Raw genomic sequence first — 8132 nt, forward strand, 5'->3', positions numbered from 1 at the left:
GGTTTTATATTAGTGAAGTAGAGAATCTTTGAATATCAATAATATTGTGTAATAAAACAAGCTTGATAAAATCGAATCTCAAGGTAAATGCACCTAAAAGTTCAGGATATAGTATGACAATTAAGGCTGTTATTCCTGGATTTGCTTATTTTCTAGTTCTTCTAATCGTACAAAATCTGTTCGCGTTTCATTTATTTTTACCTCAGTTAATGAAGGTAATTTATCCATCACTACAGGTTTTTCTCGCTGTGGTAATTGTTTTGATACTTGGACTTTAGCTGTAACAGGATTAGATTTTTTGATGGTAGTAATAACTGGATTTATATTACTAATTTTTTTAGAGTTATTTGAGTTACTTACTGCTAAAAGTCTATTTTCTTGAGCTTCGAGTACGGATTTTTTTTGTTTCCATAGAGCCATTTGTTGATTTGCTTGTTTATATAATGGTCGTTCTTTGCCAATGAGATTCACTTCATTGATAGCCATTTCTAAGGAAATAGTATCATTTTTTAAAGCGAATTTTTTGGCATTTTCTAAGTAGTTACTATCTTCTGAAGTAGCAATCTTATTTTCCAGATTCTGGATTAATTTCTCAGCTTCTTGATGATGTTCATCGGAAATCACCATACTTGCTTCAATTAAAGCCGATCGCATGTCATCGATTTTGCCAGAACTAGCTAAAGTACGGGCTTTTTCCAGTTGAGCTTCGTCTTCTGTTCGTTGCCTAGAATCAAATGCAGGTGAATTATTTGAATTTGTGGTTGTTTCAGCTTTTGCTAATTTATTTTCATTATTTTCTCTTTCCCTTTCTTCCTTAGCACTTTGGATGCTATGGAGTAATTCTTGATATTTTATAGATGCCCAATATTGATTATTTAAACTTTTTAGTTGTTTGGCTTCATTAAATGCTGCGTACCAAATTCTTCCCTGATTTTGTCGATCTATTTTGGCTTTAACAGTTTGATAAATTCTTTCTGCTCGCAACCAAATATCCTTCCATTCTTCAGTTTGTTTTTTGGCAGACTCATATAAAGGTAAATGATTGGGAATAGCTTCAACTATCTTGATAGCTTGATTTAAATCACCTTCATCAAACCTCTGTTCACCTAAACTCAAAAGTGCTTGTGACCATTTTTCAACCAATTTATCCGCACTTTCACGTAAAGGATTATCCTTGGGGATGGAATTTACCAATCGAATTGCTTGGGATAACTTACCTGAATCTTGTTCATCAGCAATGGTTGTGGCGCAGTATATAATTGCACCAGCAGCATCTTGTAACTGGGAACTCGATTGACAATTAGCAACATCAGGCGATCGCGTTAAATGAATAAATGCACCTATTCCAACCCCACTAGTCAATAGAAAAATTCCGGCAACCCCCTGCCACCATCTTGTTCGCTTGAGATACTGTATATTCATAGACTGCTCTGTCGAGTTAACACTACAATTAGTGTTCCCATCAGTTGAGCAAATGTAACTACGTATTGTAGATGAGGAAATAGGGTATCTATGAAAGTAATTATCATCGGGGGTGGAATTGCGGGTTTAACTTGCGCTCGTGCTTGTCTTGACGGTACGTTCCGGCAGACGCGCAAGCGGTTTCTGTAAGTAGCAAGCTACAGAATGACCGAAGAGCATTTCTTTCTGTGGAGTTCTCTTATTGCCTTCTGTCTTCCCCAAATTCCCTACTTTAATAATTCTTCCACTTGATGCTGACTCCATAAAGTCCGATATAATCCACCTTGCTGCAATAATTCTCTGTGGGTACCAATCTGGACAATTTGTCCTTTATCCATGACAAAAATGCGATCGCACGCAGCAGCCGCAGAAAGTTGATGGGTAATAAAAATAACTGTCTTTTTTCTTGTTCCCCCGGAGAGATTATTTAAAATCGCAGTCGCTGTTTGATTATCGACACTAGAAAGAGCATCATCCAGAATTAGCACTGGGGCATCAACAAGCATGGCACGAGCTAAGGCTGTACGCTGTCTCTGACCACCGGAAAGGGTAATTCCCCGTTCTCCGACGATGGTTTCATATCGATCGGGAAAGTTGATAATTTCCGGGTGGATTTGGGCAATTTTAGCCGCGTCTTCTACTTCTTGATATTCTGCTAATGGGTCACTGTAGCGGATATTATTTTTAACAGTGGTACTAAATAAAAAACTCTCTTGGGGAACATATGCGATCGCACTCCGCAAATCCTCTAAGGTAATTTTAGTGATATCCACCCCATCGAGGAATAATTGTCCTGGAGCAATATCTAAAAGTCGCGGTAACGAGTTTGCCAAGGTAGTTTTCCCTGAACCAATCGCACCAACAATGGCGACGTTTTCCCCTGCTTCAATGGTAAAGCTAATATCATCTAAAGCTGGTGTTTTACTACCGGGATAGCTAAAACTGAACAGTCTAGCTTGAATTTTACCTTTGAGTTGCTCAATTGGTAGATGAATCGCATCGGGTAAGTTGGCAATTTTGGGTTTGGTGGAAAGAATTGCTTCAATCCTGTCTATACTCACTTCCCCACGTTGGTAAGCCGTAATTGTAAATCCTAATAATGCAGTCGGAAAAACTAACCTTTCGACGTAGATTAACAGCGTGACAAAGTTACCAACCGTAAGACTACCCGCAGCAATCCGACTTGCACCTAACCAAATTATAATCAGTGTACTTACACTGGCTAAACCACCAATGAGCGGAAATAGAGTATTCCGACTTGTGGCAAGTTTCAGATTAGCAGTCAGTACATTTTTGTTTTTTTGAGCAAAAGCATGACGCTCATTTTCCTCTTGGGCATAGATTTTAATTAAGGAAATACCACTTATATCTTCTTGGATTAGTTCGCTGATGTCGGAGAGTTTTTGTTGGACTTTTGCTTGTTGGTTACGAAGTTTATCGCTGTACAGATGTACCAGCATAAACATCAGAGGGTATATTGCCAGGGATGCCAAAGTTAAATCCATGCTAATACTCAGCATTACTGGTAATGTCAGCATGTAAGCGAATACGGTATTCGCCAAACTTAACATCGCAAAACCTAATAAGCGGCGAATATTATCAACATCACTTGTAGCTCGACTAATTAAATCCCCTGCCGTATTAGTCGCAAAATAAGCAGGTTCTAATGTCAGCAAATGCTCAAAAATAGTTTGCTTCAGGTCAAATTCTACCTGACGACCAATACCGAATAACCAAATCCGTGAAGCCATGCGAATCAACCACATTGCCGAGGTTAAAAGCGCAATTGGGATAACATAATGTACCACTTGGCTCATCGTAAATTGGATTGAGAGCTTGTCAACCGCAGAACGTATCAATAGGGGGATGTAAACACCCAACCCATTCACAGTTAACAAAGCAATAACCCCTAAAGTTGCCTCACGCCAATGGGGAAGCAGGTAAGCACCCAGTTTTGCCAGTCTTCTTGATGTTGCCATTGCAGCAGTTTCGCTACTTTTCCTGTGGTTTTGGTAGTAGTTTTAGTACTGATTGTATCAGAAGGGAAAATCTTTGTTCGGTGCGTTAGAGAAAGTCAATTTCTTGATTTAGCGACTATTCAGATTTGGATTCAAAGAGTTTAGACATTTCCAGAGTTTTGGTAGCGACTGTCTTAGTCGTCAAGCGATGCGAACTGCCAGATTCCCGACTTCTAACGATGCTTGTCGTCAGGGAATCTTGAACCAACGCGAAAACCCTAAATAACCTCATGTTCTCCAGATTTTTATTGGTGGTGCGATATTCCCACAATAACTGTCGCGATCGCGGAACCCAACATTAACTAAGTTTGGGGGTTTAATTCCCCTGTTTCTAAAAGCAGCGTTCTTATAAACTTTGACGGATATGTTTATGTCACTTGCCTAAGCTCTAAAATAAAACAAGCCACGAAGGCGTGGCTGTAGGTAAAATAGAACTTGTAGAGCGATCGCGAATATTACTATCGACCGCGCAAGAAAATAAACACTTGATTGAGATAAGCTTCCCAAGCAGTTGTGGTTTGCGACAAGGTTTGTGCATTCGGAACAAAATCTTCCAGTGCTACCCTTCCGCGTCTGGAAACATCTGAGGGTGTTGATTGCATGAACAAAGTAGGAACATCACTACGTATACTACCAAGAGATATGCCAAGTGTATCCGCAGGATTCGTTAATGCTACTAGAGTTTGCTTCGGTTGCCCTTCTGGAAGCATGGCAGCTAGACGGGGATTAACCAAGAAATAAGCGAAGGCTGGAGTACTGGCGATTAGTAAAATCGTTAAAGCCCAACCCAGCATAAATCCACCTGGTTTATCAATCCCTCCTGCCTTCATCTTCTGGGCTGCAACAATCATAAGTAAAATTGCTGCACCTAGTGGCTTCAATGGGAATGAGACTAATTGCCATATCGGCGAAACAACTGTTCCACTGCCACCAGGGTTAAAGAATGACAGTACCAGAACAATTAACAAAATCGCTAGAAATAGTCTTCCGACAAAATTTCCATCCTTCGGATAAAGCTTCTGGAACAATGAAAAAATAATAGTACCGAGAAGCAGCCACAGTAGAACCCGGCTTAACATTACGAACATAAGATTCTCTCTCAAATCTGCTATTGCTGTCAGCCAATAGGTTTTGGGCAGTTGATTTATATTACCGTCAAATTGTAATAGGACTTATAGATGACTGCAAATACTCCTCACACCCACACACATAGACTACCAACGTAGTGATTTTAGAGCATATTCTCTAACTTCGCCCGTATTTTGTAATTTTATTATTCGGTATTTTCCATTCTGTAAATTAGATTAATGAAAGTGTCGTCAACATAAAAGGAAAAACTATGTCGTCTGGAAAGCCTACTATTCTCGTGACTGGGGGAGCTGGATACATTGGCTCCCATACAGTGCTTGCCTTGAAAAAAGCTGGTTATGGGGTGGTAATACTTGATAACTTGGTGTACGGTCATCGTGACTTGGTTGAGCGGGTTTTACAGGTGGAATTGGTTGTAGGGGACACTAATGACCGGGCTTTACTTGACAAGCTTTTTACAAGCCAGCAATTTGCTGCTGTTATGCATTTTTCCGCATACGCATACGTAGGGGAATCGGTTAGTAACCCGGCAAAATACTACCGCAATAATGTCATCGGTACACTGACTTTGTTGGAGGCTATGGAAGCGGCTTCAATTAAGAATTTTGTATTTTCATCAACTTGTGCGACTTATGGGGTTCCCAATCAAGTGCCAATTCCTGAAGAGCATTCCCAAAATCCTATTAATCCCTATGGCGCTACTAAGTTGATGGTAGAGAGGATTTTGGCTGATTTTGATGTTGCTTATGGTTTAAAGTCGGTGCGTTTTCGTTATTTTAATGCCGCAGGTGCTGATCCGGCTGGAAATTTGGGGGAAGACCACAATCCCGAAACCCATTTGATTCCCTTGGTTTTACAGACTGCTTTAGGAAAGCGGGAGTCGGTTTCGATTTTTGGTACTGATTACCCCACTGCCGACGGTACTTGTATTCGTGATTATATTCACGTTAGCGATTTGGCTGATGCTCACGTTTTGGGGTTGGAATATTTATTGAAGGGTAAGGATAGTGCTGTTTTTAATTTGGGTAATGGCAATGGTTTCTCTGTAAGGGAAGTGATTGATACTGCTGTAAAAGTTACAGGCAAGCAAATTAAGGTGGTTGAGTGCGATCGCAGGGCTGGCGACCCCCCCGCTTTGATTGGTAGCGGCGACAGAGCTAGACAAATACTAGGCTGGGAACCCAAATATCCTGACCTCGACAATATACTTACTCATGCTTGGGCTTGGCATCAAAAAAGACATGCTTGATTAATTTATAGAAATAAAAGGGCGAACGGTTGTTCGCCCCTACGGTGTTATTATATGTTTTTGGTTATTATATTTTTTTGTAAAGATTTTTCGATTTATTTGGAATAAATGGTATCCTTATAGTGAGCTGAAAATTGATTTTAAATATAATTGGGTGGTAGTTTCCTTAAAAATTTGGCAAATATTCCCATTATGATAAAATCACTAAGTTCAATATATCAGAGAATCCGAAAGAAATCAATAATTTCCTCTTTTCAATATTGAGATTAAGATTGTAATTTCTCTTCTTCGATTAGTTTCGTTTGAATAACTTTAAAGTTATTCCCAAAATTCCCGCAAGAACGGATATAGAAACCGCAACTAAAACGGTTTGTGAGAATGGTGAACTATCACTTTTTTGATTTTCTTGCTTAACTTGTGACTTTTGAGTAGAACTTGGATTTGCAGAAGAAGTACCAGCAGCAACAGTGATTTCAAATATCAATTTAAAGGGTTTAAAACCATCTACTTTTACAGATTTCCCATTTAGCTCTAACAAATAAGCACCAGGTTTAGGAAATATAATATCAGCACCTGGAATACCTTGATATTTTTCCGCAACAATGGCTTTTAAATTTGGTTTTAACAACGCGATTTCATCAGGTTTACGAGGTTCCAAATACACAGTAAGCTGACAATTACATTCAGTCAAAGGAATCACTTTTCCACCCTTACGAGTCAACGCGAACCAAGCTTGTGCAGCTTCCCCAGCGCGAGGATTATCATTTGGTTCAATATGTAGGGTTGCACCAGCATCTTCAGAAATTTTGACTTTGTGAGCAAATACAGGAGAAGTAAAAAGTAGAAAAATCAGTAAAGGTAAAAATTTATTTTTCATCATAATTTTAAAGTGAAATTAAAATAAGCTATGCTTATCGCAAATACCGTAGGGGCAAACGGTTGTTTGCCCTCATATTATTTATGTTGATATTATTTATCCTGATATTGTTTTCCCCGTATTATTTACCCGGATATAGATGGCGAGGATTTCGTAAACGCAATAATAGAACAGCAACAATTATTATTCCTAATAAAATTACCGCAAATTGATTCCACCAAGTAGTTTGCAAAGCACCCAAATAATGGGAACCAATGAAAACAGAGTGAATAGCAGTACAAATTAAAGCTGGAACCCCCAATAAATGAATTCTTCGCCAATACTTACCCAAATATTTCTGCATCGTATCAAAACTAGTGAGTGCAGCAGGAGTCATTAAAATCAATGCGATCGCACCAAAAACCATTCCCCATTGAAACTGTAGGGGTAAAAACCAAAAAGCCTGTAAATTCCATTGCAAAGAATGTTCCATCATATGGAGAGTATGTGCGATCGCAAGCACATAAGTACCCACTCCCAAAGCACGACGATAATGTAAAAGTGTAGGATATAAATCACTAATGGGACGGGCAATCAAAGCTAAAATCAAACAAAACAACGCTGCATGACCCGTATAATCCACCATCGTATCACCAGTACGTAACAGGGAAATAGCCCCGATTACCAGCGTTACCCAACCACCTAAACGAAACAACTGGCTACGTCTATCTTTACTGAGAAAAGAAGTCGATATACCCACTCCTAACATCATCGGTAAGGTTCCCAAGCCAAAAGCCAGCATTGTCACCATACCCTTAAATAAATCCCCAGTTTCCGCAGCTTTGATTTGAGCTGCATACAAAAATCCACAAGGCATTAAACCCCATGTTATCCCCAATAAAGCAGGTGTCCACCATTCGGATTTTAAAGAGAGTTTGACCATCCCCGCATTCAAACTATTATGCAAACGACTTTGTAATATTGGGTGAAAAAAGGGTACACGTGGTAAAAATTCAGGATTAATTTGTCGCAATCCAAACCAAATCAACAACAAACCCGTGAAAATTGCCATCCAACGACGCAATTCGCTACCGATACCAGCCATTTGCCCGCTAGCTAATAATACTGAACCTATTGCCCCAATCGCAGCACCAATTAGGGTATAACTAAGTAATCTACCAAGGTTTAGTAGTAAATGAAATTGTAATTGCTGCTGCCAGTTTTGTTGATTTTGATTTTGATTTTGAGACAAAGAAAAAGCTACAGTCAAGGGACCACACATACCAACGCAGTGTCCAAAGCTTCCTAAAAATCCCAGTGTAGTTATCAGCCAAAAATCAAGCATATTCTAATTGGGAATTGGGAATTGAGAATTGGGAATTAGACTTTATAATTGCCTAGCCATACTCTAAACGGCTAATAATTAAACTTTTACCATCACAAATATTCTCTGCGGAAC

General features: G+C 39.3%; 6 protein-coding genes. 1 reads left to right on the forward strand and 5 read right to left on the reverse strand.

The features are described 5' to 3' along the window. Positions 1 to 129 precede the first annotated feature (129 nt). The 3 genes from CK510_RS22120 to fraI form a co-directional block, all read right to left on the reverse strand. Complete coding sequence (locus CK510_RS22120; RefSeq protein ID WP_095723751.1) at positions 130 to 1422, reverse strand: hypothetical protein; 1293 nt, start codon at positions 1420 to 1422, stop codon at positions 130 to 132. Positions 1423 to 1688: 266 nt separating this feature from the next. After that, complete coding sequence (locus tag CK510_RS22125; protein WP_095723752.1) at positions 1689 to 3440, reverse strand: ABC transporter ATP-binding protein; 1752 nt, start codon at positions 3438 to 3440, stop codon at positions 1689 to 1691. Between the two features lie 497 nt (positions 3441 to 3937). Further along, positions 3938 to 4567, reverse strand: a complete 630-nt coding sequence (gene fraI / locus CK510_RS22130) for a septal nanopore formation protein FraI (RefSeq protein ID WP_095723753.1) — start codon at positions 4565 to 4567, stop codon at positions 3938 to 3940. A 251-nt stretch (positions 4568 to 4818) separates the two neighbouring features. On the opposite strand from fraI, the gene galE reads away from it, so the two are divergent. Next, positions 4819 to 5817 carry a UDP-glucose 4-epimerase GalE gene (gene galE / locus CK510_RS22135; protein ID WP_095723754.1) on the forward strand — a complete coding sequence of 333 codons (999 nt, stop codon included), beginning with the start codon at positions 4819 to 4821 and terminating at the stop codon, positions 5815 to 5817. Between the two features lie 292 nt (positions 5818 to 6109). Here galE and CK510_RS32930 read toward each other — a convergent pair whose 3' ends face one another. Next, positions 6110 to 6697 carry a hypothetical protein gene (locus tag CK510_RS32930; RefSeq protein ID WP_211293255.1) on the reverse strand — a complete coding sequence of 196 codons (588 nt, stop codon included), beginning with the start codon at positions 6695 to 6697 and terminating at the stop codon, positions 6110 to 6112. Positions 6698 to 6815: 118 nt separating this feature from the next. Next, positions 6816 to 8018: an urease accessory protein UreH domain-containing protein gene (locus CK510_RS22145; protein WP_095723755.1), complete on the reverse strand. Its 1203-nt coding sequence runs from the start codon at positions 8016 to 8018 to the stop codon at positions 6816 to 6818. Positions 8019 to 8132 lie beyond the last annotated feature (114 nt).

The organism is Brunnivagina elsteri CCALA 953 (genome assembly GCF_002289455.1).
GTDB lineage: Bacteria > Cyanobacteriota > Cyanobacteriia > Cyanobacteriales > Nostocaceae > Brunnivagina > Brunnivagina elsteri.

Coding starts and splice junctions, on each gene's coding strand:
- galE (WP_095723754.1), top strand. CDS start 4,819: ATGTCGTCTGGAAAGCCTACTATTCTCGTGACTGGGGGAGCTGGATAC.
- CK510_RS22145 (WP_095723755.1), bottom strand. CDS start 8,018: ATGCTTGATTTTTGGCTGATAACTACACTGGGATTTTTAGGAAGCTTT.
- CK510_RS22120 (WP_095723751.1), bottom strand. CDS start 1,422: ATGAATATACAGTATCTCAAGCGAACAAGATGGTGGCAGGGGGTTGCC.
- CK510_RS32930 (WP_211293255.1), bottom strand. CDS start 6,697: ATGATGAAAAATAAATTTTTACCTTTACTGATTTTTCTACTTTTTACT.
- fraI (WP_095723753.1), bottom strand. CDS start 4,567: ATGTTCGTAATGTTAAGCCGGGTTCTACTGTGGCTGCTTCTCGGTACT.
- CK510_RS22125 (WP_095723752.1), bottom strand. CDS start 3,440: ATGGCAACATCAAGAAGACTGGCAAAACTGGGTGCTTACCTGCTTCCC.